We start from the raw sequence: 26,375 nt of genomic DNA, 5'->3' as shown, positions 1-26,375 counted from the left end.
GGGCATCGTGCAAGCCGAGCGCCACCGAAAGAAATCTCGCGGGACCCGCTCGCCGCGGGGCGAAGCCCCCTGCGAGGCGGGTGCGAGATTTCGAGGTGGGCGAGGGAAGCCCCGCGAAGCGGGGCCGCAGCACCATGCCCCGCTTCGGGCTGGCCGCCCCCGGCCCGGGCGAATGCCACTGATAACGTCGGCGCGACGCCGCGAAACGCGCGCTCAGGTCGCCAGGCGCCCCAGCAGCAGGTACTCCATCAGCGCCTTCTGCGCGTGCAGCCGGTTCTCCGCCTCGTCCCACACCACCGACTGCGGCCCGTCGATGACCTCGGCGGCCACCTCCTCGCCGCGGTGCGCCGGCAGGCAGTGCATGAACACCGCGTCGGGCGCCGCCACCGACATCATCTCGGCGTCGACGCACCAGTCGGCGAAGGCCTTGCGGCGCTCGTCGTTCTCGGCCTCGAAGCCCATGCTGGTCCACACGTCGGTGGTGACCAGGTGGGCCCCGCGGCAGGCCTCCATCGGGTCGGCGAACTGCTCGAAGTGATCGGTGCCGAACAGGCCGGCCCGCTCGGGTTCGACCTCGTAGCCTGGCGGCGTCGACACGTGCACGTTGAAGTCGAGCAGCTCGGCCGCCTGCAGCCAGGTGTTGCAGACGTTGTTGGAGTCGCCGATCCAGGCGACCGTCTTGCCGGTGATCGGGCCGCGGTGCTCGATGAAGGTGAAGATGTCGGCCAGGATCTGGCAGGGGTGGTACTCGTTGGTGAGTCCGTTGATCACCGGGACCCGGGAGTTCGCGGCGAAGCGCTCGACGATCTCCTGCTCGAAGGTGCGGATCATGACCAGGTCGCACATCCGCGAGATGACCTGCCCGGCGTCTTCCACCGGCTCGCCGCGCCCGAGCTGCGAGTCGCGGGTGTTCAGGTAGATCGCCGCGCCGCCCAGCTGGTGCATGCCGGCCTCGAACGAGAGTCGGGTGCGGGTGCTGGCCTTCTCGAAGATCATCACCAGCGTGCGGTCGGCCAGCGGGTGGTAGGTCTCGTAGCGCTTGAACCGCTCCTTGATGATGCGGGCGCGCACGAACAGGTACTCGATCTCCTCGCGCGTGAGGTCCTTGAACTGCAGGAAGTGCTTGAGCGTCATGGCCGCCACCCTGTCTCAGGCGGCCTGCGCGGCCGGGCGCGACAGGAATTCGCGGACCAGCGGCACGAGCCGGTCGACCAGCAGTTGCGCGTGCTCGCGGCCGAAGATCAGCGGCGGCAGCAGGCGGATCACCCGGTCGGCGGTCACGTTCAGCACCAGGCCGGCGGCGAGCGCCGACTTGACCAGCTCGCCGCAGGAGCGGTCGAGCTCGATGCCGATCATCAGCCCCTGGCCCCGGACTTCGGCGACGCCCGAAAGGCCGCCGAGCTCGCGCCGGAAGGTGTCGATCAGCCAGCCGCCGACCTCGGCGGCGTTCTGAAGCAGGCCGTCTTCCTCCATCGTGGCGATCGTGACCAGGCCCGCGCGCATCGCGAGCGGATTGCCGCCGAAGGTCGTGCCGTGGTTGCCGGGCCCGAAGACCTCGGCGGCCGCGCCGTGGGCCACGACCGCGCCGATCGGCACGCCCGAGGCCAGCCCCTTGGCGAGCGGCATCACGTCGGCCTTGATGCCGGCCCACTGGTGGGCGAACCACTTGCCGGTGCGCCCGGTACCGCACTGGACCTCGTCGATCATCAGCAGCCAGCCCTTCTCGTCGCAGAGCCGGCGCGCCTCGCGCATGAACTCGACGCCGGCGGGCTGGATGCCGCCCTCGCCCTGGATCGCCTCCATGAACACCGCGACCACGTTGGGACGCTCGGCCGCGACCTTGCGCAGCGCGGCCACGTCGTTCAGCGGAATCCGGACGAATCCCTCGACCAGCGGCTCGAAGCCCTTCTGCACCTTCTCGTTGCCGGTGGCCGACAGCGTGGCCAGCGAGCGGCCGTGGAAGGCCTTCTCGAAGACGACGATCTCGGGCAGCGCGATGCCCTTGCCGTGGCCGAACTTCCGGGCGATCTTGATCGCCGCCTCGTTCGCCTCGAGGCCGCTGTTGCAGAAGAACACGTTGGTCATGCCCGACAGCTCGACCAGCTTCGCGCCGAGCTCGGTCTGCAGCGGCACCTCGAACAGGTTCGAGCTGTGGATGATCCGCGCGACCTGCTCGCGCAGCGCCGCCACGAGCTTCGGATGGTTGTGGCCCAGCGTGTTGACCGCGATGCCCGACAGGCAGTCGAGATAGCGCTTGCCCTCGGTGTCGAAGAGCCAGGCGCCGTCTCCGTGGCTGAACGCCACCGGCAGCCTTGCGTAGGTGTTCATCAGGGGGGAGGTCGCTGCCATCGCGAGATCCTTTTCTTTTCCGGTTAGGGTCCGGGGAGCGGACCTCTGCGTGGAATTGTATGGGAAGGCCCCGATGCGGCCAACGAAGGCGCAGGCGCTGCCGGTATAATCCTCGGCTTGCGCTCACGCGCCTTGCCGCGCACAGGGCCGCACTCCCCCGATCGGGAGCGCGCCGCCCAGCCGGGCGCGCCGCCCCTCGACATGACCGACAGCCCCGCCGTCCAGTCCTTCGTCATCCTCGGCGTGACCGGGAGCGGGCGGCCGTTCAGGCCCAGCGACTGGGCCGACCGTCTCTGCGGCGTCATGGCCGGTTTCCGGCCGCCGGGCAGCGTGGCCGATGCGCGCCTCGCCTGGTCCCCCTACGTGATGCCCGGATTCCACGAGGGGATCCGCTGCGTCGTCGTCGACGCCCGTCTGCACGGCATCGAGCCGATGGCCTACGACTTCCTGCGCCGCTTCGCGGCCGACAACGAGCTGCGCGTCGTCGAGACCGCCTGAGGGCGGCTTTCCGGAAAGCGGGCGGCGGCGCCCGCGGGGAACCGTGGCGGCGCGCCTGTGTCGGTCGCTTGCCCCGCGCTACAATGGCCGCAACGGGCCGGGCGTCTCGGTCCGCAACAATGTCCAAAGTGGAGGATTCCGGAGATGGATCGTCGTTCCCTGCTCAAAGCCGGCGCCGCCGGTTCGGCCGCGCTTGCCGCGCCGTTCGTCGTCACGCGTGGCGCGCACGCCCAGAACTACAAGGCCGAGTACCGGCTTTCGACCGTCGTGGGCACGGCCTTCCCCTGGGGCAAGGGCGCAGACATCTGGATCAACCTGGTGCGCGAGCGCACCCAGGGCCGGATCAACATCAAGATGTACCCGGGCGTCTCGCTGATCAACGGCGACCAGACCCGCGAGTTCTCGGCCATCCGCCAGGGCGTCATCGACATGGCGGTCGGCTCCACGATCAACTGGTCGCCGCAGGTCAAGGAGCTGAACCTGTTCTCGCTGCCCTTCCTTTCGCAGGACCACGCGGGCCTCGACGCGCTGACCCAGGGCGAAGTCGGCAAGCGGATCCTGCAGATCGTCGAGAAGGCGGGCGTGGTGCCGCTGGCCTGGGGCGAGAACGGCTTCCGCGAGGTCACCAACTCCAAGCGCGAGATCCGTACCCCGGCCGACATGAAGGGCCTGAAGTTCCGCGTGGTCGGCTCGCCGATCTTCAACGACACCTTCACCGCGCTGGGCGCGAACCCCACGCAGATGAGCTGGGCCGACGCGCAGCCCGCGCTGGCCTCGGGTGCCGTCGAGGGCCAGGAGAACCCGCTGCACGTCTTCACCGCCGCCAAGCTGCACACGCTGGCCCAGAAATTCGTGACGATGTGGGACTACGTGGCCGACCCGCTGATCTTCGTCGTGAACCCCGACATCTGGAAATCGTGGTCCCCCGCCGATCGCGACATCGTCCGCCAGGCCGCGGTCGAGGCCGGCAAGCAGGAAGTCGCGCTCGCCCGCAAGGGCCTGGCCAACGGCGACTTGTCGATGGTCAAGGAGGTCGAGGCGCTGGGCGTGAAGGTCACCCAGCTGAGCGCCGACGAGAAGGCCGCGTTCCAGAAGGCGATCAAGCCGGTCTACGACAAGTGGGCCAAGCAGATCGGCGCCGACCTGGTCAAGAAGGCCGAGGCTGCGGTCGCGGCCAGCCGCAAGGGCTGATCCGAGTCCCGGCCGCGGCACGCCGCGGCCGGCGCCGAAGGCCGGGATGCGCGCGTCCCGGCCTTTTTCAGTTCGATCGCCCCGCGCGCAGCCCGCTGAGCCGCCTGCGGCGATGCGTTCCCCGCGCGGCCCGGATTCCTCCCCGACCACACCCCAGTTACATTCCCGACCACGATGCCCGATCCGGACCGCAACGCAGCGCCCGATCCGACCGCGCCGGCGGACCAGGCGGATCCGCCCAGGCGCCGATACCTGCCCGAGGACCTGGTCGGCGCGCTGGCGATGGCGCTGCTGACGGCGATCACCTTCGGCAACGTGCTGGTGCGCTACTTCACCAGCGAGTCCTTCGCCTGGACCGAGGAGATCTCGGTGTGGCTGATGGTCGTGGTCACGATGGTCGGGGCCGGTGCGGCGGTGGTGCGTGACCGCCACATCCGCGTCGAGGTCTTCTACCTCGGCGGCACCGCGACCCGGCGCAGTCGATTGTCGGCGTTCTCCTCGCTCGCGACCGTGGCGGTCTTCCTGCTGCTTTTCGGGCTGGGCCTGCGCCTGTTCTGGGACGACTACCGCTACGAGGTCACTTCGCCCGGCATCGGCGTGCCGCAGTGGTGGTACACGATCTGGCTGCCGCTGCTTTCCCTGGCGATCGCGATCCGCGCGATGCACCGCCTGATCCGCGAGTCGAGGCCGTCATGACCGGATTCGCGATCTTCGCCGCCTTCATCGCGCTGATGCTGCTCGGCGTGCCGATCGGCGTCGCGCTCGCGCTGGCGGGCGCGGTAGGCATCGGGCTGGCCGAGCTCGGCTGGCTGTCGATCCCCAACAACTTCTACGCCGGCATCGCGAAGTACCCGCTGCTGGCGCTGCCGATGTTCGTGCTGGTCGGAGCGGTATTCGAGCGCTCGGGCGTGGCGAAGCGATTGGTCGACTTCGCGGTGGCGCTGGTCGGGCGCGGCCCCGGAATGCTGCCGCTGGTTGCGATCGGCGTGGCGATGTTCATGGGCGGCATCTCCGGCTCCGGACCGGCCACTGCCGCCGCGGTCGGCGGCGTGATGCTCGGCGCGATGGCGCGAGCCGGCTATCCGCGCGCGTACTCGGCAGCGGTGATCGGCTCCGCGGCGGCAGTCGACATCCTGATCCCGCCGTCGATCGCGTTCATCGTCTACTCGGTGCTGGTGCCGGGGGCCTCGGTGCCGGCGCTGTTCGCCGCGGGCATGGTGCCGGGCGTCCTGGCGGGGCTCGCGCTGATGGTCCCGGCGGTCTGGCTGGCCCGCCGCCACGGCTTCGGCATGAACGAGGCCGGCGAGCCGAGGCCGCCATTCTGGCGCGCGCTGCGCGAAGCGAGCTGGGGCCTCTTCGCGCCGGTGCTGATCCTCGGCGGGATGAGGCTGGGCTGGTTCACGCCGACGGAGGCGGCCGTCGTCGCCGTGGTCTACGGCGTGTTCGTCGGCATGGTCGTCTACCGCACGATCGGCCTGCGCGAGCTCGTCGACATCCTGGTCGATGCGGCCGAGACCTCGGGACTCATCATGGTCGTCGTGGCGCTGGCCAGCATCTTCGCGTACACGGTGAGCACGCTGGGCATCGTCGACCCGATCGCGAAGATCGCCCAGGACGGCATCCTCGGCTCCTGGGCGGCGCTGGCGGTGGTGATCCTGGTGCTGCTCCTGGTGGGCATGGTGCTCGACGGCATCTCGATCTTCCTGATCTTCGTGCCGCTGCTGGTGCCGCTGATGCGGGCCTACGCGTGGGACCCGGTGTGGTTCGGCGTGTTGCTCACCTTCATGGTCGCGATCGGGCAGTTCACGCCGCCGGTCGCGGTCAACCTGATGGTCTCGGCCCGGCTCGCCGGGGTCGCGATCGAGCAGACGGCGCGCTGGGCGATCTGGTTCGTCTTCTCGATGATGGTGGCGCTGGTGGCGCTGGTAGCTGTCCCCGACCTGGTGCTGTGGCTACCCAATGCCCTCGGCTACTGAGGGTGCTCAGGTCGTTTCTCTCGAGCCGACTGCAAGTCTCTGTGAAAAAAGCATTTTTGGCGAAGAAAACGATTGCCCATCGGGGCGGTGCTGCGCTTAAAATCCGTCCGAATCGCACGGCCTGCCGGAACCCGCTGACATGACCGAACGACATCCGACCCATGACGAGCGCCCGGAGTTCAAGGTGGCGGTCTTCGGACTCGCCACGCGCTTCCGCAAGCTGCTCGAGATCGTGCTGCGCCACGCCCACCACAACCGCTACCGGTTCTCGATCGCGACCTCGCGCGGGCCGGGGAACTTCGACGTGGCGCTGGTCGACATGACCGTGCACGGCGGGCCCAACCTGTTCGAGAAGCTGACCAAGGTCGTCGATCGCGAGACCGTCGTGCGGGTGGGGCGGCGCGCCGACCCGTCCCGGCAGCAGGACGACCTGCTGGTCCAGGCCTTCGTGGCCCAGGTGCTGTTCACGCTGAACCGGGTCGTCGACCGGCAGATCCAGAAGAAGCGCGAGCACGAAGCCTCGGCGGCGGCGAGGCCCGGGCTGGTGGTCTCGGACTTCGGCGTGCTGCGCAGGCCGCGGGTGCTGGTGGTGGACGACAGCCCGACCGTCCGGCGGCAGCTCGGCACCGCGCTGCGGCAGATGGGCATCGACTGCGAGGCGGTCGCGAGCGCCGGCGAAGCGCTCGAGCAGCTCGGCATGCGCCGCTACGAGCTGGTGCTGGCCGACGTGGTGATGCCCGACATGGACGGCTACAGGCTGACGCGGCTGATCAAGAAGAACCGCTCGCTGCGCGGCATGCCGGTGGTGATCCTTACCAGCCGGTCCTCGCCCTTCGACCTGGCGCGCGGCGCGCTGGCCGGCTGCAACAGCTACCTGGTCAAGCCGGTGACCCTGCAGTCGTTGCGCGAGACGCTGACGCGACACCTTCGCCGCGTGGCGCGGCGCGAGGACGGCGGGGCGCCGGTTCCGGCCTGAAAGCGGCCGGGCCGGCGTGGCCGGCCCGGAAGACGCCGCCGGCTGCGAGTGGCCGGCGAACCGGGCCGTGCCCGGAAGACGATCAGGCCTTGACGCGCGAGCGGTACTCGCCGGTGCGGGTGTCGATCTCGATCTTGTCGCCGATCTCGACGAACGCAGGGACCGGCAGCTCGAAGCCGGTCGGCTTGATGCGCGCGGGCTTCATCACCTTGCCCGAGGTGTCGCCCTTGACGGCCGGCTCGGTGTACTCGACCTCGCGGACCAGCGTGGTCGGCAGCTCGACCGAGATCGCGCGGCCTTCGTAGAAGGTCACCTCGCACTGCATGCCTTCCTCGACGTAGTTCAGCGCGTCGCCCATGCTCTCGGCTTCGACTTCGTACTGGTTGTAGTCGGCGTCCATGAACACGTACATCGGGTCGGCGAAGTACGAGTAGGTGACTTCCTTCTTGTCGAGGATGACGACGTCGAACTTCTCGTCGGCCTTGTAGACCGTCTCGGTGCCCGAGTTGTTGAGGAGGTTCTTCAGCTTCATCTTGACGACGGCTGCGTTGCGGCCCGACTTGTTGTACTCGGCCTTGAGGACCACCATCGGGTCCTTGCCGATCATGACGACGTTGCCGGTGCGGAGTTCCTGAGCGATTTTCATCGGATGCGGTCCCGGGCCATTTCTGGCCGATGCTGATAAACCGGAAATTATAGCCTGCCGCGCAGCCACTCGGCCAGGTTGGTCGCGAGATCGGCCTGCCCGAGCAGGCTGTCGGTCCAGCGGCGGAAGGCCGATTCGGCAGGCGCGGCGACGCGCTCGAAATCCTGCCAGGCAGCCCCGGCGTCGCCCCGGCCCGACCAGGCGCGCATCAGCGATTCGATCGCGTCGACCGCGTCGCCGATGGCCGCCTTCGTCTCGCTCGTGACTGCTTTCGCTTCCCCGGTCGCCGCGGGCTCGTCGCCCGCCGCTGCCCCGGTTGCGCCGACCGCCGCGGCGCGCAGCCGGGCCAGGAAGGCGTCGAGCTTCGCATGGTGGGCGCCGTCGGGCTGGCGGTAGGGCTGCCAGACGAAGGGCCGCCTCGCCCAGTGCGCGCGGATCCACGAATCCTCGCCGCGCACGAAGTTCAGGTCGCACAGCCGCAGCAAGGCGTCGTAGCCGTCCTGCGGCAGGAAGCGGATCCGCGCGATCCGCAGGCTTCCGCGATGCGCGGGCGGGTCGTCCGGGGCCAGGCCGGCGCCCGCGAAGGCCTCCGGCGCGTCCGGCGCGATGCCTTCGGGAACCAGCAGCAGCGTCGGCCGGTCGCCGGCGGCCAGCGCGGGCAGCAGGTCCTCGAGCGGCGAGTCCGGATAGCAGAACAGCGAGACGACGCGCTCGCCGGGCAGCGACGCGCGGCCGCAAAGGCGCGCCAGCGCGGCCGCGCGTTCGGCCCCGGCGGGCCGGTCGGCCGGCGCCAGCGCGTCGCGCTCGCGCAGCAGGCCGCCGGTGGCGGCGGTGAAACCCGGATAGAAGAAATGCTCGACGGCGCCGTCGGCGGGCTTGACCGAGGCGAGGCCGTGGCAGCCGTCGACCCAGGGCTCGGCGCTCAGGTATTCGAGGTGGATCCAGGCCGGCCGCGCCGGCGCGCCGGCCAGCATCGCGCGGATCCAGTCGGGAGGCTCGCAGCCGAAGGCGGAAACGACGGCGTCCGGCGCCGGGGCTGCGCCCTGCCAGGGCGCGAGGGGCCAGGGTGCGACGACGACGCCGGCCTCGGTCGGCGTGCCGCCCGCCAGCCGGTCGACCAGCTCGGGCCGGTCGATGAACAGCGTAACCGCAGCCTCGTGCTCGCGGGCGAGCTGCCGGGCCAGCCGCCAGCAGACGCCGGCATCGCCGAAGTTGTCGACGACGCGGCACAGGATCCACCAGCGGGTACCGGCGGGCAGGGGGCTCGCTGCTTGCATGACGGGCGAAAAGGGAACGGGCGGCAGCTGGCGCCGGGGCGGCCCGGCGGGCAACGGAGTATCCTGATGATCGCATTTCCCGCGCCGGTTCCGTCGCGGTCGCTCGACAACTACCCGGATCCAGGATGAGCTCCCACCCCGACGCGCAGGCTGGCGCGTTCTCGCGAATCGTGCTGATCGGCGCGCTGATCCTGCTGCTGTCGATGGGCGTTCGCGCCACCGCCGGCATCTTCATGCAGCCGATGCTGCTCACGCACGGCTGGAGCCGCGAGTTCTTCTCGAACACCTTCGCGCTGCAGAACCTGGCCTGGGGCGCCGGCGCGATCCTGATGGGCATGCTCGCCGACCGCTTCGGCGCGGTGCGCGCGATCGCGCTGGCCGCGCTGCTCTACGCGGCAGGGCTCGCCGGCACGCTTTTCGTGAGCTCGCAGGCCGGGCTGATCCTGTTCTTCGGACTGATGGTGGGCATCGGCCAGGGCGGCACGACCTCGGCGCTGGTGATGCCGGCGATCGGCCGCGCCACGTCGCCGATGGCGCGCAGCGCCGCGCTGGGCGTGGCCAATGCCGGCGGCTCGCTCGGCCAGTTCCTGGTCGTGCCCGCCGGGCACCTGCTGATCGAGGCCTTCGACTGGCCCGCGGCGCTCCTGATCATGTCGGTCGCAGTGGCGGCGATCGCGCCGCTCGCCTGGGCGATGTTCGGGCGCGGCGCCGCCTCGGCCTCGCACGCCGCCGGCGGCCAGCCGGCGGCCGAGCACGCGGTCGACACCGGCCCGTCGCTCTGGGCGGCGATCCGCGACGCCTTCCGCCGCAAGCCGTTCGCGCTGCTGGCCGGCAGCTACTTCGTCTGCGGCTTCCAGCTGGCCTTCATCACGCTGCACCTGCCGGCCTACGTGGTCGACAACGGGCTGGCGGCCAGCCACGGCGCGATGGCGATCGCGACGATCGGCCTGTTCAACGTGATCGGCTCCTTCGCGGTGGGCTGGCTCGGCGGGCGGCACAGCAAGAAGATGCTGCTGGGCTGGGTCTACGCGCTGCGCGCGGTCTTCGTGGTGCTGCTGCTGGTGCTGCCGGTCTCGCCGGCCTCGCTGTACCTATTCGCGGCCGGCATGGGCCTTCTGTGGCTGAGCACCGTGCCGCTCACGATGGGCCTGGTCGGGCAGATCTTCGGGCTGCGCTACGCGGCCACGCTGGGCGGCTTCGTGTTCCTGAGCCACCAGATCGGCAGCGCCACCGGCGTGTGGATCGCCGGCCAGAGCTACGCGGCCAGCGGCTCGTACGACGTGATGTGGTTCGCCTCGATCGCGCTGGCGCTGGCCGCCGCGGCGCTCGCCTGGCTGATCGACGAGCGCCCCGATGCCGGCGAGCGGCCGGCGGGCAGCGGGGGTCAGCCTTCGCTCGGCCCCGGCCCGAACAGCGAGTCGAGTTTCGCGCGCGCGCCGCTGCCGCCGGCTGCCCGTCCCGCGTCGAACGCATACTCCTCCTCGATCCGGTCGGCATAGAAACTGGCCGGGTTGGGCGAGGCCACGAAGCGCCGCCAGACCTCGGCCGGCACCGACTTGAAGGCCTTCAGCGAGCCGTCGACGAACTCGATCTCGAGGCGCTGTTCGCCCGCGTCGTAGCCGGCCGACTTCAGCCGGCCGCCGCCGATCCTGCGTCTTTCCATCATCGCTCTCCGGTTGTCGGACGCCGTTGCGCCGGGGGCGCCGCCTCGCGGCCGACGGTGGCCGGCGCCGCCGGTCGTGCAGTGACCACCGCCCCCTCGCGGCGCGGGTCGACCGCGCCGGTCAGCAGGCAGCCCCGATCCTGACGCGCGGGCGCCCGGCAGTCCAGTGCGATCGCGTGCAGGCCGCTGGTCATCGGCACCAGTTCGACCCGGTGCCCGCGGTCGCGCAGCGCGGCGGCCAGCACGGCCGGCGCGCGGTCGCGCTCGAGCTCGGTGGCGCCGTTGCGGTTGCCCAGGTTCGGCAGCGACACGGCCCGCTGGGGATCGACGCCCTCGTCGAGGATCGCGATCAGGCTGCGCGCGACGTGATTGATGATCGACGGGCCGCCCGGCGAGCCGATCACGAGCACCGGCCTGCCGCTCGCGCGGTCGAACGCGATCGTCGGCGCCATCGAGCTGCGCGGGCGCTTGCCCGCCTCGACCCGGTTGGCGACCGGCCTGCCGTCGGCGCTTGCAGGGAACGAGAAGTCGGTCAGCTGGTTGTTCAGCAGGAAGCCGCGGACCATCAGGCGCGCGCCGAAGGCGCTCTCGATCGACGAGGTCAGCGACAGCGCGTTGCCGCGCGCATCGACGATCGACATGTGGGTGGTGGCCGGTTGCTCCAGCGAGGCGGCAGGGCCGGGCATGCGGGCCGCGCGCGAGGCGGAGGACACCGCGCGGGGGACGCCCGGGGCGACCGGTGTCGGCAGCGCGCGCGGGCCGATCGCCGCGGCGCGACCTGCGAGGTAGGCGTCGTCGAGCAGGGCCGACAGGAAGCCCGGCGACGACGAGGCGGCGAATTCCGGGTCGGCCAGGTATCGGTCGCGGTCGGCGAACGCGAGCTTGCCGGCCTCGGCGAAGCGGTGGGCACCGGCCGGGTCGAGCGCGCCGCCGCCCGGGCCGAGCGGCGCGCCCGACCGGTCGCGCTCGGCAGCCGCCACGGTCAGCCGCGCCGGCGCGGCGCGCCAGAGCTTCAGGATCTGCGCCACGGTCGCGCCCCCCGACGACGGCGGCGGCATGCCGCAGATCCGGTGCTCGCCGTGATCGACACAGAGCGGCTCGCGCAGCATCGGCCGGTAGAAGGCGAGGTCGCGCTCGCCGAGCAGTCCGGGGTTCGTCGGATGGCCGCGGACCTTGTCGACGATGTCGCGGGCGATCGGGCCGGCGTGCAGGGCCAGGCTTCCTTCGCGCGCGATCCGCTCCAGCGTGTCGGCGAGCGCCGGGTTGCGCAGCCTGTGGCCGGCCGGCCAGGCCCGGCCGCTCGAGTCGTAGAAGAGCGCCGCGGCCTCGGGGTCGGCGCGCAGCGCCGGGTCGCGCTCCAGCAGCGCGTGCAGCCGGGGGCCGACCTCGAAGCCCTCGCGCGCCAGCGCGATCGCCGGCTCGAACAGCCGCGACCAGGGCAGGCGGCCGTGCCGCGCGTGGGCGGCCTCGAGCATGCGGACCAGCCCGGGCACGCCGACCGAGCGCCCGCCGACGACCGCCTCGAAGAAGGGCAGGGGCCGGCCGTCCTCGCCGAGCAGCAGGGCTTCGCCGGCGGCGGCCGGAGCGGTCTCGCGCCCGTCCCAGGCCTCGAGCCGCTTCGCGCCGGCGTCGAAGTGCAGCAGGAAGCCGCCGCCGCCGATGCCCGAAGACTGCGGCTCGACCAGCGTGAGCACCATCTGCGCGGCGATGGCCGCGTCCAGCGCGCTGCCGCCCGCCTCGAGCATCGCCCCGGCTGCCTCGCTCGCGTGGCGATTCGCGGTGACCGCCATCCAGCCCTGGCCCCGGACCGCGTCGCGGTGACCGGCGAAGCCGGTCGCCGCCTCGGGAACGGCTGCGGTCGGCGCCGCCGCGCGATCCGGCGCGGGCGGCCCGGCCGGCGATCGTGAGGGCTGCTCGGTGGACGACTCGCGCGCCGCCGTCGGCCACGGCGCCAGCGCGAGCAGCATCGCGAGCATCGCGGCCGCCGGCAGCGCCGCGCGCATGCGCCAAGCGGAACGTCGGGGTCGGTCGGATCGGGTCACCGGCCCATAATAGCGGCTGAGGAAACCGGAGACAGACCGCCATGACCCAGATCGCCGAAGCCGCCGCCGCCATCGCTGCGGGCACCGTCACCGCCGAGTCGCTGCTGGAGCAGGCCCGCGAGCGCGCGCAGCGCGCGGCCGACCTGAACCCGATCGCGCACGTCGACTGGGACGCGGCGCTGGCCGACGCCCGCGAGCGCGACGCGCAGGCCCGGGCCGGCGGGCCGCTGGGCCCCTTGCACGGCATCCCGGTCTCGATCAAGGACCTGTTCAACGTGCGCGGCATGCCCACCAGGGGGGGCACCCGCGCCCCGCTGCACGAGCTGTCGGATCGCGAGGCCAGCCTCGTGACGCGCCTTCGCGACGCCGGGGCGGTGATCTTCGCCAAGACCAACATGCACGAGATCGCGCTCGGCGCGACCGGCGAGAACCGCTGGACCGGCGATGTGAAGAATCCGTTCGACCCGGCGCGCCAGGCCGGCGGCTCGTCGAGCGGGGCCGGCGTCTGCGCGGCCACCGGCATCGGCCTGGCCGGCATCGGCAGCGATACCGGCGGCTCGGTCCGGATTCCGGCGGCGTTCTGCGGCGTGACCGGCTTCAAGCCGACCTTCGGCGCGATCCCGCTCGACGGCGCGCTCTACCTGTCCTGGACCTGCGACCACGCCGGGCCGCTCGCGCGCTCGGTCGACGACTGCGCGCGGCTCTTCGAGGTCATGTCGCAGCGGCGCAGCTCGCACGGCACGGTCGCCCGCGCGCCTCGGCTGGCGGTCCCCGCAGCGTGGCTGCGCGGCCGCCTGCAGGCGGCGGTGCGCGAGCACTTCGAGCGCGCCTGCGCGACGCTGCGCGGCGCCGGCGCCGAGATCGTCGAGGTGGCCACGCCGCTCTTGCCCACCGCCACCGACTGCTACACGCCGATCGTCCGGGCCGAGGCCGCCTGGGTGCACCGCCGCGCGCTCGAGGCAGGCGGCGAGGGCTTCTCCGACCTGGTGCTGCCGCCGCTCGAGGCCGGCCGCAAGCTCGCCGCGCTCGACTACATCGACTCGATGAAGCAGCGCGACCGGATCCGCGCCGAGCTCGACGCGATCCTGGCCGGTTTCGACGCGATGCTGCTGCCCAGCTCGGCGGCGCTGCCGCCGCTTCGTGGCCAGGCCGAGGTCGACGTCGAGGGCGGACGGATCACGGTCCGGGAGGCAGTGCTCGGCCAGACGCTGCCGTTCTCGATGTGCGGGCTGCCGGCGCTCACGCTGCCGGCCGGGCTGGTGGCCGACGCCTACGGAGCCGGCACGCCGGCGCTGCCTGCCGGGCTGCAGCTGGTCGGTCGCTTCGACGGCGACGCCTCGCTGCTGGCACTGGGCCGCTGGGTCGAGGGCCTGGTCGGCGACGCGCCGGCGCCCGCCGGCTTCTGATCGCGCGCCGCCCGGGGCAGCCACTCGCCCCGGGGCGACGAACCGCGGGCCGCCCGGTGGCTCACCGCCAGGCGAAGGCCGGCTGGTCGAAGTGCGCGACGCGGGTCTCGCGGCCTGCGATGCAGACCTCCCGGAACTGGTACAGCACCGCCGCGGTCGGCGCTGCGATCCAGTTGTCGCCTACCGGCATCCGCAGCACCGGGTGCCCGCCGCCTTCGACCTCGTCCAGCAGCGGGGCATCTTCGCGCATGAACTCCGCGACCGGTATGCGGTGGATGCTCGCGACCTCGTCCGGATTGAGTGCCAGCCGCCGCGCCTCGCCGGCCCACACCACGACCGGGGTGATCGCGTAGCCCGAGCGCGTCACGTAGTCGTCCAGCCGACCGAGGATGGTCTCCTCGCCGAGCACGAGCCCGACCTCCTCCTGAAGCTCCCGCAGCGCTGCCTGCTCCGCGCTCTCGCCTTCGTCGACCCGCCCGCCGGGCAGCGCCCACTGGCCTGCATGGCTGCGCAGCCGCATCGAGCGCCGGGTGAGCAGCAGCGCGGCGCGCCGGCTCCAGAGCGGGGGCGACGGCACGCCGGGCAGCTCGGCGCCGTGGCCCTCCTCGACGATCGCGACGGCGACCGCCGCGCGGCGAGGCGGGTGCGGATGGCCGGCCGCCGGCGAGGCCGGCGCGAGCAGCGGGAACGACGCGAGCCGCGCGGCGATCTGCCGGCGCAGCGCGGTTTCGAAGCGGATCTCGGGCGGCATCGTGACGGTGCGGTCGGTCGGCGGCGAGAGCGGCTTCATCGTGCGACGGCGCCGGCAGGCGGGCGCTCGCCCGTGCGTGCGGCGTCGCGCGCGCGATCGCGCGCGAGCAGCGTGTACGCGGCCGGCACGACGAACAGCGTCAGCACCGTGCCCAGGCTCATGCCGCCGACGATGACCCAGCCGATCTCCTGGCGGCTCGCGGCCCCGGCGCCGTGCGCGATCGCCAGTGGGATGGCGCCGGCGACCATGGCGCCGGTGGTCATCAGGATCGGCCGCAGCCGCAGCACCGCGGCCTCGATCACGGCTTCGAGCTTGCCGCGGCCCGCGTCCTGCAGCGCGTTCGCGAACTGGACGATCAGGATGCCGTGCTTGCTGATCAGCCCGATCAGCGTGATCAGTCCGATCTGGCTGTAGATGTTCAGCGTGCCGCCGGTCAGGTGAAGCGCGGCCAGCGCGCCCGCCATCGACAGCGGCACGGTCAGCAGGATGATCAGCGGGTCGACGAAGCTCTCGAACTGCGCGGCCAGCACCAGGTAGATGAAGACCAGGGCCAGAACGAACACGAACATCAGGCTGCTGCCGGCCTCGCGGAACTCGCGCGACTGCCCCGAGTAGTCGTAGCGCACCGTGGGCGGCAGGACCCGCTCCACCGTGCGCTCGAGGAACGCCAGCCCCTCGCCCAGCGAGTAGCCGGGCGCCAGGTTGGCGGTGATCGTCGCCGAGCGGAACTGGTTGAAGCGGTTGAGCTCCTTGGGCGCGACCGCCTCCTCGAGGCGGACCAGGTTCGACAGCTGGATCATCGAGCCGCTGCGGCTGCGCACGTAGATGTCCTCGATCGCGCCGGGCGTCAGGCGCTCGTCCGGCGCCACCTGCACGATCACGTCGTACTGCTCGCCGTTCTGGTTGAAGCGGGTGACCTGGCGGCCGCCGAGCAGCGTCTCCAGCGTGCGGCCGACGGCCAGCACGCTCGCGCCGGTGTCCGCGACCCGCTCCCGGTCGACGTTGACCTGGACCTGCGGCTTGTTCAGCCGCAGGTCGCTGTCGACGTTGACCAGGCCCGGCCAGGCAGCGGCTTCGGCCAGCACCAGCGACACGTATTCGTCGAGCTTCTCGTAGCTCTCGGAGGTCTGGATCACGAACTCGATCGGACGGTTTCGCGCGCTCTGGCCGAAGGAGCCGGGGTTGTTCGCCGAGGTCCGCACGCCGGCGATCCGCGACAGGTCGCCGCGGATCGACTCGACGATCTCCATCTGCGTGCGCTCGCGGTCCTCCCACGGGATCAGCCTGGAGAACGAGATCAGCTCGGTCACCGCGCGCGAGCCGACGATGACGAAGGAGTTCGCGACCTCGGGAATCCCGTCGAGCAGGCGCTCGAGCTGGCCGATGTAACGGCTGGTGAAGTCGATGGTCGAGCCCTCCGGGGCGTTGCCCGCCGTGAAGATCACGCCGCGGTCCTCCAGCGGCGCGAGCTCGGACTTCAGGCTCGAGAACAGCAGTCCGCTCGCGCCCGCCGCGAGCAGCGCGACCAGCGCGACGGCCGGCCGCATCCGCAGGCTCGCCGCGAGCGTCCTGCGGTACGCGGCGGTCATGCCCACCAGCACCCGCTCCAGCGCGTTGTAGAAGCGGCCGTGCGTCTCGTGCTCGCGCAGCAGGCGCGAGCACATCATCGGAGACAGCGTCAGCGCGACGAAGCCGGACACGACGACGGCGCCCGCGAGCGTGAGCGCGAACTCGGCGAACAGCCCGCCGGTGCGGCCCGGCGCGAAGGCCACCGGCGCGTAGACCGCGGCCAGCGTGAGCGTCATCGCGACGACCGCGCCGGAGATCTCCCTGATGCCAGTGATCGCCGCCCTCATCGGCTTCATGCCCTGCTCGACGTGGCGATGGATGTTCTCGAGCACGACGATCGCGTCGTCGACCACCAGGCCGATCGCCAGCACCATGGACAGCAGCGTAAGCGTGTTGATCGAGAAGCCGAGCACCTCCATCAGCGCGAACGCGCCGATCAGCGAGACCGGGATGGTGACCAGCGGCACGATCGTCGCGCGCGCGGTGCGAAGGAACAGGAAGATCACGAGCACGACCAGCACGACCGCCTCGGCGATCGTGGTGTACACCGCCTCGATCGAGCGGTCGATGAACACCGAACTGTCGTAGGCGATCGCGATGCTCATGCCCGCCGGCAGGTCGCGCTCGAGCTGCGGCAGCACCGCGCGCATCTCGTTGGAGATGTCGAGCGGGTTCGCGGTCGCCTGCTTGACGATGCCCAGGACCACCGCCTGCCTGCCGTTGTAGCGGGTGATCCGGCGCTCGTCCTGCGGGCCGAGCTCGACCCGCGCGACGTCTCCCAGCCGCACCGCGAAGCCGCCGGCGTCCTTGACGACGATCTCGCGAAACTGTTCGGGCCGGACCAGCCCGGTGCGCGACAGCACGGTGAACTCGGTGTCGGGGCCCTCGATGCGGCCCGACGGCACCTCGGCATTCTGCTGGCGCAGGGCGTCCTCGATGTCCTGCACGGTCAGTTCGTAGGCGGCCAGCCGTGCGCGGTCGAGCCAGATCCGCATCGAGTAGCGCCGCTCTCCGAAGATGCGAACCTCGGCCACGCCCGGCAGCGTCTGGAGCCGGTCGCGCACGTAGCGGTCGGCGTAGTCGGAGATCTCGACCGTCGGCGCGCGATCGCTGGTCAGCGCGACGAAGATGATCGCCTGCGCGTCGGCCTCGACTTTCGCGATGACCGGCTCCTCGATCTCGTCGGGCAGGCGGCCGCGCACCCGCGACACGCGGTCGCGCACGTCGCTGGCGGCGACGTCGGGGTCGGTGCCCAGCCGGAAGCGGACCGTGATGCGGCTCAGCTCGGCCTCGCTGCTCGAGGTCAGCGCCTCGATGCCCTCGATGCCGGCGATCGAGCCCTCGAGCACCTGCGAGACCTGGGTCTCGATGATCTCGGCGCTGGCGCCCAGGTAGTTCGTGCGCACCGACACGATCGGCTGGTCGATGTTCGGGTACTCGCGCACGGTCAGCCGGGTGTAGGACACCAGCCCGACCAGCACGATCACCAGGCTGAGCACCGTCGAGAAGACGCGCCGTCGGATGAAGAACTCGAACGGGCTCAACTCAGGCTCCGGGCCGGGGCGCGGCGAGTTCGACCGGCGCCTGGTCGCGCAGGCGCTGGTGGCCGGCGCTGACCACCGTGTCGCCTTCGGCCAGGCCTGCCAGCACCTCGACGCGGCCCGGCCTGCGAACGCCGAGCTCGATCGCGGTGAGCCGGGCCTCGCCGTCGACGACCCGGTACACGTAGCGCCTGTCGCCCTTCGCGAAGACCGCCGAGTCGGGGATCAGGATCGCTCGCTCGCGCCGGCTCACGACGATCTCCACGCGAGCGAACAGGCCAGGCGCGAGCTCGCCCTTCGGGTTCGGGATTCGCGCGCGCATCCGGATCGCGCGGCCGCCGACCTCGACGATCGGATCGATCGCGTAGACCGTGCCCTCGAAGCGCCGGTCGGGCAGGGCGTCGATCGTCACGTTCACCTGCTGGCCGTTGCGCAGCGCCGGCAGCGCGAGCTCGGGCACGCGGAAGTCGAGCTTCACCGGATCGGTGTCGGCCAGTGCGACGATCGGGTCGCCGGGTTCCAGGTAGGCGCCGGCGCTGATCGTTCGCAGGCCGACGACGCCCGACAGCGGGGCGCGGATCGTCGTCTTCGCGAGCCTCGCCTCGGCCAGCGCGATGCCCGCCTCGGCCGCCTGCAGCGCGGCCAGCGCCTCGTCGCGAGAGCGAGGCGATGCCATCCCCTCGCGGGCCAGCTTCGCGAAGCGCTCGTTGTTGGCGCGGGCGAGCGTCAGCTCCGAGCGGCTGCGCGCCAGCTCGGCCTTCAGGACCGACGCGTCGAGCTGCACCAGCAGGTCGCCGGCGGCGACCCGTTGTCCCTCGCGGAAGGCGATCTTCTCGACGCGGCCCGCGATCTCGGACGTGACGGTGACCGCCTCGTCGGGCAGCAGGCTGCCGACCGCGCGGATCGACTCGACCAGCGGCTCGACCCGCACACGGGCGGTCTCGACGGTGACGGGCGCGGCCGACGCCGGCGGCTTGCCGGCAGCGGTGCGCGCGGAAGGCGGCGAGGCCTTGTCGCGCTGCCCGATCATGTCGCGCAGCGCGCGCAGATCCGCTTCGTCGTAGAGCAGAGACGCCGCGACGGCCGCGGCCGACAGTGCCGCGAGGATCAGCCAGAAGCGCCACCCGGTGCGCGGTCGGCGCTCGGTCGGAGAAGCTGTCATCGGTCTCGTGAGCGGGGGCGGTCAGTGCCGATGGTAACCGCGCTCGCAGCCACGGGCCTCAACGCGACAGCGTCAGGTCGACCGTGCGCCCGCCGCCGGTGGTGACCCGCTGCATCAGCGAGCCGCCGGCGCGTCGCTCGCCCTCCTGCCAGCGGACCACCGCGGTCAGGAAGAAGGTTCCGCTGGCGACCCGGTCGAAGCGGAAGCGGCCATTCGCGTCGCACTGCGCCTGCCTGACCAGCTTCGTGTACTCGGGCGGGTCCGGGTCGAAGCGATAGCTGCGGCCGTCCAGGCTCGCGCCGCGCTCGTCGCTGCCGTACAGCGCGCGCACGCGGATCCGCGCGTAGTCGGTGGCTGGCACCAGGAAGACGGATTGGCCGGCGCAGGTGACCACCGTGCCGTTGCGCTGGCGCACCGATGCGCTGCCGGTGACCGTGTTCGGGCCGCTGGCGAGCAGGCGGGCCGCCAGCGTGGCGTCGTAGGGCGTGCTGATCCGGTAGACGGTGCCGCCGGGCGCCGCGGGCTCGGATGGCCCGAAGGGCGGCAGCGCGCAACCGGCCAGCGCGGCGAACAGTGCGACGGCCGAGAGGGTGCGGGCATTCGAGAAGGTGCTGGCGTTCATGGCGTGAGGGCCTCCTGTCGTGCTGGCGGCGCCTGGGCGAGCCCTGCTCGAGCTCCGGCGGTGAGGCGACTAGTCGGCGTAGCCGGGCAGCTCGCGGTCGAGCACCCGCATCATCGCCTCGAAGAACAGGCGTTCGCGCTCCGCCAGCGAGTGCGTGTTGTCGGGATTGGGCGCCTTCACGCGGGCGACGACCTCGGGCGGCAGCACCTGCAAGGGCCGGCCCGAGCCCATCGCGAGCAGCTGCGCGCGGCAGACGCGCTCGAGCCGGTAAAGGCGGCGGTAGGCCTGCGCGACCGTGTCGCCGACGACCAGTACGCCGTGGTTCTTCATGAACACGACGTGCCCGTCGGTGCCGAGCAGCCCGGCCAGGCGCTCGCCCTCGGCGAGCGTGTCGGCGAGTCCGTTGTACCCGTCGTCGTAGACGATGTGGCCGTCGAAGAAGGCCGCGGTCTGGCTGGTCGGCAGCAGCCGGTTGTCCTCGAGCATGTTCAGGGCCAGAGCCCAGGTCTGGTGGGTGTGCAGCACGACGCTGGCGCCGCAGATGCGGTGGATCGGCGCGTGGATGCAGCGCGCCGACAACTCGACCACGCCCTGTCCCTCGATCGTGCGGCCGGCTTCGTCGAACACCGCCAGGTCGCTGGCGCGCGCTTCCGACCAGTGCAGGCCGAAGGGCAGGATCAGGTAGCGGTCCCGCTGGCCCGGCACCGCCACCGTGAAGTGATTGTCGATGCCCTCGTCGAGCTCGTGCAGGACGGCGAGACGCAGCGACGCTGCCAGATGGACTTTGGCCTGCTGCACCGGATCCGCGATGCGCGATGCGGCGAGGGAATGGACGGACATCGGGGCTGCTCCTCGAAACTGGATGGCGAGCCCCGAGTATAGGGGCGTGGTCCGTCGAGGTCGCGCTGGGTTAGTCTTTCGACCGGAACGAAGCTCGAACCACGGAGAAGACGGGTGCAAGCAGGCTACGAGAACCTGAAGCTGGAAGTGGCCGATCGCTGCGCCGTGGTCACGCTGGACCGGCCCGCCGCGCGCAACGCGCTCTCCAGCCGGCTGATGCGCGAGCTGATCGCGGTCGCTCGCGAACTCGGCGAGCGCGACGACGTGGACGCGGTGATCCTGACCGGCGCCGCGCGTTTCTTCTCGGCAGGCGCCGACCTGGACGACGCCCGGGCCTGGGCCGATGCCTCGCTGTCGATTTCCGAGCGGCGCCGGATCACCGCGACCGGATATCGCCTGTGCCGGGCCTGGGAGGAGATTCCGCAGGTCACGATCGCCGCGATCGAGGGCTACGCGGTCGGCGGCGGCCTGGCGCTGGCGCTGGCCTGCGACTGGCGCGTCGCCGGGGAGGACGCCTTCGTGTCGCTGCCCGAGATCTCGCTCGGCATTCCGCTGACCTGGGGCACGATCCCGCGGCTGGTCAACCTGCTCGGCCCGGCGAGGGCCAAGCGGCTGACGATCCTCTGCGAGCGCTTCGCGGCGCCGCAGGCACTCGAGATCGGCCTGCTCGACTACGTGGCGGCGAGCGGCGGCGCGCTGGCGCTGGCGCGCGAGGTGGCCGCGCGCGCGATGTCGATGCCGCCGGCGGTCGTGCGGATGAGCAAGGAGTCGATCAACGCAGTGGCCACGGCGCTGAACCACGCGGCCGGCTACATGGCGCACGACCAGATCGCGCTGGCCGCGGCCAGCGCGGAGTCGCGGGCGGCGCGCGAGGCGGCCTTGCGACGCAAGCGCCCCGGCTCGCGCGGCGACGGCGGCTAGAAAACGGTCCTCAGGCCGCCGCCTGCGCCGCCTGGGACAGCGCGCGCTCCAGGTGCGCCACGGTGCGCTCGATGTTGCCGAGCTTGTCCAGCCCGAACAGGCCGATCCGGAAGGTCCGGAAGTCGGCCGGCTCGTCGCACTGCAGCGGCACGCCGGCGGCGGTCTGCAGGCCCAGCCCCAGGAAGCGCTTGCCCGAGTGGATTTCCGGGTCGTCGGTGTAGCTGACCACCACGCCTGGCGCCTCGAAACCGGGCGCCGCCACGCTCGGGAACCCGCGGCCGGCGAGCAGGGCGCGCACGCGGGCGCCGAGCGCCAGCTGGTCGGCGCGGGCCTTGTCGAAGCCGTAGCGCTTCGTTTCCAGCATCGCGTCGCGCACGCTGGCCAGCGCATCGGTCGGCATCGTCGCGTGGTAGGCGTGACCGCCCTTTTCGTAGGCCTCCATGATCTGCAGCCACTTGCGCAGGTCGCAGGCGTAGCTGGTGCTGGTCGTGGCCTCGATGCGCTCGCGCGCGGTGTCGCCCAGCATCACGAAGGCGCAGCAGGGCGAGCCGCTCCAGCCCTTCTGCGGCGCGCTGATCAGCACGTCGACGCCGGTGGCCTTCATGTCGACCCACACGGTGCCCGACGCGATGCAGTCGAGCACGAACATGCCGCCCACCGCGTGCACCGCGTCGGACACCTGCTTCAGGTAGTCGTCGGGCAGCATCATGCCGGCCGAGGTCTCGACGTGCGGCGCGAAGACCAGCTCGGGCTTCTCGCGCGCGATCGTGGCGACGACCTCTTCGATCGGCGGCGGCGCGAAGGCGGCCTGCCGGCCCGGGCCGACCGGGCGGGCCTTGAGCACGATCGCCTCGGACGGGATGCCGCCCATCTCGAAGATCTGCGACCAGCGATAGCTGAACCAGCCGGTGCGGATCACCAGGCACTTCCTGCCGGTGGCGAACTGCCGGGCCACCGCCTCCATGCCGAAGGTGCCGCTGCCCGGCACCACGACCGCCGAGTGCGCGCGGTAGACCTCCTTCAATACGCCGGAGATGTCGCGCATCACGCCCTGGAAGCGCTGCGACATGTGGTTGAGCGCGCGGTCGGTGAACACGACCGAGTATTCGAGCAGGCCGTCTGGATCGACGTCGGGACGCAGTCCGGGCATGGCGACTCCTCACGGGGATTGTCGTTGGATGGCCGTTCGAGCATACCCCCAAAGAAAAAGCCGGGCCATCGGCCCGGCTTTCCAGTGGCGCCTCGCCGAGGGAGCGGATTCCCCGGCGGGCCCGGCTGCACGCCGCTCAGCGCGGCGCCATGCGGATCGCGCCGTCGAGCCGTATCGTCTCGCCGTTCAGCATCGTATTGGCGAAGATGTGCTCGACCATCGACGCGTACTCGGGCGGGCGCCCGAGCCGCGAGGGGAAGGGCACCTGCTTGCCGAGCGAATCCTGCGCCTCTTTCGGCAGGCTCTGCAGCAGCGGCGTCAGGAAGAGACCCGGCGCGATCGTGACGACGCGCACGCCGTCGCGCGCCAGGTCGCGGGCGATCGGCAGCGTCATTCCCACGATGCCGCCCTTCGAGGCCGCGTAGGCGGCCTGCCCGATCTGGCCGTCGTAGGCGGCCACCGAAGCGGTGTTCACGATGACGCCGCGCTCGCCTTCCTGGTTCGGCGCGTTCTTCACCATGGCCGCAGCCGCCAGGCGCAGCATGTTGAAGCTGCCGATCAGGTTGATCTGCACGACCTTCGCGAACAGGTCGAGCGGGTGCGGGCCGTCCTTCCCGACCGTCTTGCACGGCGGGCCGATGCCGGCGCAGTTCACCAGTCCGACCAGCTCGCCCATCTCCAGGGCGGCGGCCACCGCGGCCTGCGCGTCGGCCTCGGCGGTCACGTCGCAGCGCACGAAGCGCGCGGCCGCGCCGAGCTGGCCGGCGAACTCCGCGCCCAGCTTGTCGTTGACGTCGGCGATCAGCACCTTGCCGCCGAGCTCGACGATGCGCTGCGCGGTCGCGCCGCCCAGCCCCGAAGCGCCGCCGGTGACGACGACGACCTTGCCCCTGACGTCCATTGCCTCAGCCTCCGTGCATCACGCCCATCAGCGGCACCAGCAGCAGCGCCACGATGTTGATGATCTTGATCAGCGGGTTGACGGCCGGGCCGGCGGTGTCCTTGTACGGGTCGCCGACCGTGTCGCCGGTCACCGCGGCCTTGTGCGCCTCGGAGCCCTTGCCGCCGTGGTGGCCTTCCTCGATGTACTTCTTGGCGTTGTCCCAGGCGCCGCCGCCGGTGCACATCGAGATCGCGACGAACAGGCCGGTCACGATCGTGCCCATCAGCACGCCGCCGAGCGCCTCGGGGCCGAGGAAGATGGCGACCAGGATCGGCACCGCCACCGGCAGCAGCGACGGGATCATCATCTCCTTGATGGCCGCGCCGGTGAGCAGGCCGACCGCCTTCGAGTAGTCGGGCTTGGCCGTGCCCTCCATGATGCCCTTGATCTCGCGGAACTGGCGGCGCACTTCCTCGACCACCGAGCCGGCCGCGCGACCGACCGCCTCCATCGCCATCGCGCCGAACAGGTAGGGCACCAGGCCGCCGATGAACAGGCCGATGATGACCATGTGGTTCGACAGGTCGAAGGTCACGTGCATGCCCTGCGACTCGAGCGCGTGCGTGTAGTCGGCGAACAGCACCAGCGCGGCCAGGCCGGCCGAGCCGATCGCGTAGCCCTTGGTGACCGCCTTGGTTGTGTTGCCCACCGCGTCGAGCGGGTCGGTGATGTCGCGGACCGACGACGGCAGCTCGGCCATCTCGGCGATGCCGCCGGCGTTGTCGGTGATCGGGCCGTAGGCGTCGAGCGCCACCACGATGCCGGCCATCGACAGCATCGAGGTGGCCGCGATCGCGATGCCGTACAGGTCGCCGAGCCAGTAGGCGGAGATGATCGCGGCGCAGACCAGGATCACCGGCCAGGCGGTGGACTTCATCGACACGGCCAAGCCGGCGATGATGTTGGTGCCGTGGCCGGTGGTGGAGGCCTGCGCCACGTAGCGCACCGGCTTGAACTGCGTGCCGGTGTAGTACTCGGTGACCCAGACGATCAGGCCGGTGAGGATCATGCCCACGACCACGCACAGCCACAGGTTCATCACCGAGGTGCCGGCGCGCGACAGGTCGACGTCGCCGAACACCCAGCGCGTGATCGGCCAGGCGGCGATCGTGGCGATCAGGCCGGCCCAGATCAGGCCCTTGTACAGCGCGCCCATGATGTTGGTCGTGCCGGGCTTGGCCTTGACGAACATCGCGCCGATGATCGACGCGATGATCGACACGCCGCCGAGCGCGAGCGGGTAGACCACCGCCTGCGGCTCGGCGCCGGTGACCATCAGCGAGCCGAGCAGCATCGTGGCGATCAGCGTGACCGCGTAGGTCTCGAACAGGTCGGCGGCCATGCCGGCGCAGTCGCCGACGTTGTCGCCCACGTTGTCGGCGATCACCGCCGGGTTGCGCGGGTCGTCCTCGGGGATGCCGGCCTCGACCTTGCCGACCAGGTCGGCGCCCACGTCGGCGCCCTTGGTGAAGATGCCGCCGCCCAGTCGCGCGAAGATCGAGATCAGCGAGGAGCCGAAGGCCAGGCCGATCAGCGGCTTGAGCACGTCGTGCAGCGAGCCGACCTTGTCCAGGCCGTGCGGCGCGCTGCCCATCAGCACGCCGTAGTAGCCGGCCACGCCGAGCAGGCCCAGGCCGACCACCAGCATGCCGGTGATCGCGCCGCCGCGGAAGGCCACGTCGAGCGCGGGCCCGAGCCCCTGGGTGGCCGCCTGCGCGGTGCGCACGTTGGCGCGCACCGACACGTTCATGCCGATGTAGCCGGCCGCGCCCGACAGGATCGCGCCGATCGCGAAGCCGACCGCGGTGGCCATGCCGAGGCCGGGGAGCATCCAGATCGCGATGAACAGCACGATGCCGACGACGCCGATCGTGCCGTACTGCTTGTTCAGGTAGGCGCGCGCGCCCTGCTGGATCGCGCTGGCGATCTCCTGCATTCGCGCGTTGCCGGCGTCGAGGCCGAGGATCCACCGGCTCGACGCGATTCCGTAGATCACCGCGGCCAGGCCGCAGACGAGAGCGAACCAGAGGCTCGCCGAAGTCGCTGTCATGTTGTCACCCCCAAGAAGTCGTTTTGATATCGGAACAGCAGCAACGGAAATCGTGTCGGCGCGGATCGGGCGCCCCCGGGGAGTCTCCGGTCCCCGGGAATGCGACGAGAGTCTACGCGAGCGCCGCCAGCGCGCGCGCGGTGATCTCTTCGACCGAGCCCTGGCCGGAGATGCGGCGGTACCGAGGCGCCGCGGGATCGCCGGTCTTCGCCCAGTCGCCGTAGTAGTCGACCAGGGGCCGGGTCTGGGCGCGGTAGACCTCGAGGCGCTTGCGCACGGTCTCCTCGCGGTCGTCGTCGCGCTGGATCAGGTCCTCGCCGGTGACGTCGTCCTTGCCGGCGACTTTCGGCGGGTTGAAGCGCACGTGGTAGGTGCGCCCGCTCGCCACGTGCACGCGCCGCCCGCTCATCCGCTCGATGATGTCCGCTTCGGGAACGTCGATCTCGAGCACGAAGTCGAGCTTCACGCCGGCGGCCTTCATCGCCTCGGCCTGCGGGATCGTGCGCGGGAAGCCGTCGAACAGATAGCCCGACTGGCAGTCGGGCTGCTGCAGACGGTCCTTGACCAGGCCGATGATGATGTCGTCGGAGACCAGCCCGCCGGCGTCCATGACCTTCTTGGCCTCGAGGCCCAGCGGCGTGCCGGCCTTGACCGCGGCCCTGAGCATGTCGCCGGTCGAGATCTGGGGGATGCCGAACTTCTTGGTGATGAAGGCAGCTTGCGTGCCTTTGCCGGCGCCCGGCGGGCCGAGGAGAATCAGACGCATGAAATGACCTGGAGTTGATTGTCGCGAACCGGGCGC

Annotated in this window: 23 protein-coding genes; 8 read left to right on the top strand and 15 right to left on the bottom strand. The window is 71.4% G+C overall.

Annotated features, from left to right (window positions below; genetic code table 11):
* Window positions 1–213: 213 nt before the first annotated feature.
* Complete coding sequence (gene argF / locus M6I34_RS17420; protein WP_272487077.1) at window positions 214–1,134, bottom strand: ornithine carbamoyltransferase; 921 nt, start codon at window positions 1,132–1,134, stop codon at window positions 214–216.
* Between the two features lie 15 nt (window positions 1,135–1,149).
* Complete coding sequence (locus tag M6I34_RS17415; protein ID WP_272487076.1) at window positions 1,150–2,349, bottom strand: aspartate aminotransferase family protein; 1,200 nt, start codon at window positions 2,347–2,349, stop codon at window positions 1,150–1,152.
* A gap of 201 nt (window positions 2,350–2,550) precedes the next feature.
* On the opposite strand from M6I34_RS17415, the gene M6I34_RS17410 reads away from it, so the two are divergent.
* The 5 genes from M6I34_RS17410 (at window position 2,551) to M6I34_RS17390 (ending at window position 6,990) form a co-directional block, all read left to right on the top strand.
* Window positions 2,551–2,847, top strand: coding sequence for a DUF3579 domain-containing protein (locus M6I34_RS17410; RefSeq protein WP_272487075.1), 297 nt, complete (start codon window positions 2,551–2,553; stop codon window positions 2,845–2,847).
* A gap of 144 nt (window positions 2,848–2,991) precedes the next feature.
* Window positions 2,992–4,038, top strand: a complete 1,047-nt coding sequence (locus tag M6I34_RS17405; RefSeq protein WP_272487074.1) for a DctP family TRAP transporter solute-binding subunit — start codon at window positions 2,992–2,994, stop codon at window positions 4,036–4,038.
* A gap of 174 nt (window positions 4,039–4,212) precedes the next feature.
* On the top strand, window positions 4,213–4,734 hold the full coding sequence (locus M6I34_RS17400; protein ID WP_272487073.1) for a TRAP transporter small permease: 522 nt from the start codon (window positions 4,213–4,215) through the stop codon (window positions 4,732–4,734).
* Entirely contained in the window at window positions 4,731–6,014 is a 1,284-nt protein-coding gene (locus M6I34_RS17395) for a TRAP transporter large permease (protein WP_272487072.1), read from the top strand. Before M6I34_RS17400 ends, M6I34_RS17395 begins: the two co-directional genes overlap by 4 nt.
* A 139-nt stretch (window positions 6,015–6,153) precedes the next feature.
* Window positions 6,154–6,990 (top strand): response regulator, encoded by an 837-nt coding sequence (locus M6I34_RS17390; RefSeq protein WP_272487071.1) that lies wholly within the window; start codon window positions 6,154–6,156, stop codon window positions 6,988–6,990.
* Window positions 6,991–7,072: 82 nt separating this feature from the next.
* On the opposite strand, the gene efp is transcribed toward M6I34_RS17390, so the two are convergent.
* Both efp and M6I34_RS17380 read right to left on the bottom strand, forming a co-directional pair.
* Window positions 7,073–7,636 carry an elongation factor P gene (gene efp, locus M6I34_RS17385; protein WP_272487070.1) on the bottom strand — a complete coding sequence of 188 codons (564 nt, stop codon included), beginning with the start codon at window positions 7,634–7,636 and terminating at the stop codon, window positions 7,073–7,075.
* 47 nt (window positions 7,637–7,683) lie between these two features.
* On the bottom strand, window positions 7,684–8,913 hold the full coding sequence (locus M6I34_RS17380) for an elongation factor P maturation arginine rhamnosyltransferase EarP (protein ID WP_272487069.1): 1,230 nt from the start codon (window positions 8,911–8,913) through the stop codon (window positions 7,684–7,686).
* Window positions 8,914–9,038: 125 nt separating this feature from the next.
* Here M6I34_RS17380 and M6I34_RS17375 point away from each other — a divergent pair, with 125 nt between their 5' ends.
* Window positions 9,039–10,412, top strand: coding sequence for an MFS transporter (locus tag M6I34_RS17375; RefSeq protein ID WP_272487068.1), 1,374 nt, complete (start codon window positions 9,039–9,041; stop codon window positions 10,410–10,412).
* Here M6I34_RS17375 and M6I34_RS17370 read toward each other — a convergent pair.
* Window positions 10,298–10,576, bottom strand: a complete 279-nt coding sequence (locus M6I34_RS17370) for a KTSC domain-containing protein (RefSeq protein ID WP_272487067.1) — start codon at window positions 10,574–10,576, stop codon at window positions 10,298–10,300. The two genes, M6I34_RS17375 and M6I34_RS17370, sit on opposite strands and share 115 nt — an antisense overlap.
* On the bottom strand, window positions 10,576–12,579 hold the full coding sequence (locus tag M6I34_RS17365; protein WP_272487066.1) for a gamma-glutamyltransferase family protein: 2,004 nt from the start codon (window positions 12,577–12,579) through the stop codon (window positions 10,576–10,578). The genes M6I34_RS17370 and M6I34_RS17365 overlap by 1 nt, the downstream gene beginning before the upstream one ends.
* 80 nt (window positions 12,580–12,659) lie before the next feature.
* Here M6I34_RS17365 and M6I34_RS17360 point away from each other — a divergent pair, with 80 nt between their 5' ends.
* Window positions 12,660–14,024, top strand: coding sequence for an amidase (locus M6I34_RS17360; protein WP_272487065.1), 1,365 nt, complete (start codon window positions 12,660–12,662; stop codon window positions 14,022–14,024).
* Between the two features lie 61 nt (window positions 14,025–14,085).
* Here the strand turns inward: M6I34_RS17360 and M6I34_RS17355 are convergent, their stop codons facing one another.
* The 5 genes from M6I34_RS17355 to M6I34_RS17335 all read right to left on the bottom strand — a co-directional run bounded on the left by M6I34_RS17355 (window position 14,086) and on the right by M6I34_RS17335 (window position 20,509).
* Window positions 14,086–14,814 (bottom strand): NUDIX hydrolase, encoded by a 729-nt coding sequence (locus tag M6I34_RS17355; RefSeq protein ID WP_272487064.1) that lies wholly within the window; start codon window positions 14,812–14,814, stop codon window positions 14,086–14,088.
* The gene (locus M6I34_RS17350) at window positions 14,811–17,888 is read right to left on the bottom strand and encodes an efflux RND transporter permease subunit (RefSeq protein WP_272487063.1); all 3,078 of its coding nucleotides are present in this window, start codon (window positions 17,886–17,888) and stop codon (window positions 14,811–14,813) included. The genes M6I34_RS17355 and M6I34_RS17350 overlap by 4 nt, the downstream gene beginning before the upstream one ends.
* A 1-nt stretch (window position 17,889) precedes the next feature.
* Window positions 17,890–19,047: an efflux RND transporter periplasmic adaptor subunit gene (locus M6I34_RS17345; protein ID WP_272487062.1), complete on the bottom strand. Its 1,158-nt coding sequence runs from the start codon at window positions 19,045–19,047 to the stop codon at window positions 17,890–17,892.
* 58 nt (window positions 19,048–19,105) lie between these two features.
* Window positions 19,106–19,669, bottom strand: coding sequence for a peptidase associated/transthyretin-like domain-containing protein (locus M6I34_RS17340; protein ID WP_272487061.1), 564 nt, complete (start codon window positions 19,667–19,669; stop codon window positions 19,106–19,108).
* A 69-nt stretch (window positions 19,670–19,738) separates the two neighbouring features.
* Window positions 19,739–20,509, bottom strand: coding sequence for a class II aldolase/adducin family protein (locus tag M6I34_RS17335; protein WP_272487060.1), 771 nt, complete (start codon window positions 20,507–20,509; stop codon window positions 19,739–19,741).
* Between the two features lie 114 nt (window positions 20,510–20,623).
* On the opposite strand from M6I34_RS17335, the gene M6I34_RS17330 reads away from it, so the two are divergent.
* Window positions 20,624–21,430 carry an enoyl-CoA hydratase/isomerase family protein gene (locus M6I34_RS17330; protein ID WP_272487059.1) on the top strand — a complete coding sequence of 269 codons (807 nt, stop codon included), beginning with the start codon at window positions 20,624–20,626 and terminating at the stop codon, window positions 21,428–21,430.
* A gap of 10 nt (window positions 21,431–21,440) precedes the next feature.
* Here M6I34_RS17330 and M6I34_RS17325 read toward each other — a convergent pair whose 3' ends face one another.
* The 4 genes from M6I34_RS17325 to adk form a co-directional block, all read right to left on the bottom strand.
* The gene (locus M6I34_RS17325) at window positions 21,441–22,580 is read right to left on the bottom strand and encodes an aminotransferase class V-fold PLP-dependent enzyme (RefSeq protein WP_272487058.1); all 1,140 of its coding nucleotides are present in this window, start codon (window positions 22,578–22,580) and stop codon (window positions 21,441–21,443) included.
* 136 nt (window positions 22,581–22,716) lie between these two features.
* Window positions 22,717–23,481, bottom strand: a complete 765-nt coding sequence (locus M6I34_RS17320) for a 3-hydroxyacyl-CoA dehydrogenase (protein ID WP_272487057.1) — start codon at window positions 23,479–23,481, stop codon at window positions 22,717–22,719.
* Window positions 23,482–23,485: 4 nt separating this feature from the next.
* Window positions 23,486–25,573 (bottom strand): sodium-translocating pyrophosphatase, encoded by a 2,088-nt coding sequence (locus M6I34_RS17315; RefSeq protein ID WP_272487056.1) that lies wholly within the window; start codon window positions 25,571–25,573, stop codon window positions 23,486–23,488.
* A gap of 112 nt (window positions 25,574–25,685) precedes the next feature.
* On the bottom strand, window positions 25,686–26,339 hold the full coding sequence (gene adk / locus M6I34_RS17310) for an adenylate kinase (RefSeq protein WP_272487055.1): 654 nt from the start codon (window positions 26,337–26,339) through the stop codon (window positions 25,686–25,688).
* Window positions 26,340–26,375 lie beyond the last annotated feature (36 nt).

The organism is Zeimonas sediminis, from assembly GCF_023721795.1.
Lineage (GTDB): Bacteria > Pseudomonadota > Gammaproteobacteria > Burkholderiales > Burkholderiaceae_E > Zeimonas > Zeimonas sediminis.
This window is presented reverse-complemented; position numbering and strand designations above follow the sequence as displayed.